Origin of the sequence: Mesorhizobium sp. M0894 (assembly GCF_040319725.1) — a bacterium.
GTDB lineage: Bacteria > Pseudomonadota > Alphaproteobacteria > Rhizobiales > Rhizobiaceae > Mesorhizobium.
On sequence record NZ_JAMYOG010000059.1, the window covers coordinates 1 to 529 of the forward strand.

Annotated in this window: 1 protein-coding gene; it reads right to left on the minus strand. The window is 64.3% G+C overall.

The annotated features are described in order from the left end of the window. The coding region (locus tag NKH91_RS32295; protein ID WP_352951038.1) for a helix-turn-helix domain-containing protein at positions 1-383 on the minus strand (383 nt) is incomplete at its 3' end. Between the last annotated feature and the right edge of the window lie 146 nt (positions 384-529).

The window sequence follows — 529 nt, forward strand, 5'->3', positions numbered from 1 at the left end:
GCGAAGTCGACCTGCGCTTGCTCGCCGGGCGGGGTCTCGAAGCGAACCTCGTATCCACGCTCCGCCGCGGCAGGACGGACGTCGCGCAGGAAGTCGGTAACGGCCGTGTAGCCGCCGCCATAGCCGAGGTCCTTCAGTTCGCGGAAAAGCCGGCTGCCGGTGAGCCCGGGATATCGCGTGACCCGTTCGCGAAGATAGGCTGTGAAGGGATCGATCACCGCCTGACGCGGCTTGCGCGGTCCGTAGGCCGGAGCCTCGAGCCCGCGCGCAATGTATTTGCGCACCGTCTTGCGGTCGATCCCGCTCTCCCTGGCGATCGCCGACACCGACAGGCCCTGCCGATGCAAATCCAGTATCATCATCATCTCCCCGATCTTGATCACCGAAATCCCTCTCCCGACCATCAGGAGAAGCATCAACGATTACGCGCCGCCGGTCTCCCGGAGCGCGCTCCGGAAGACCGGCGACAGCGCTAAACTGGGGAAGATTCAAACGGCACTTCTGGGGAGTATTGAGCCGGCATCGACAC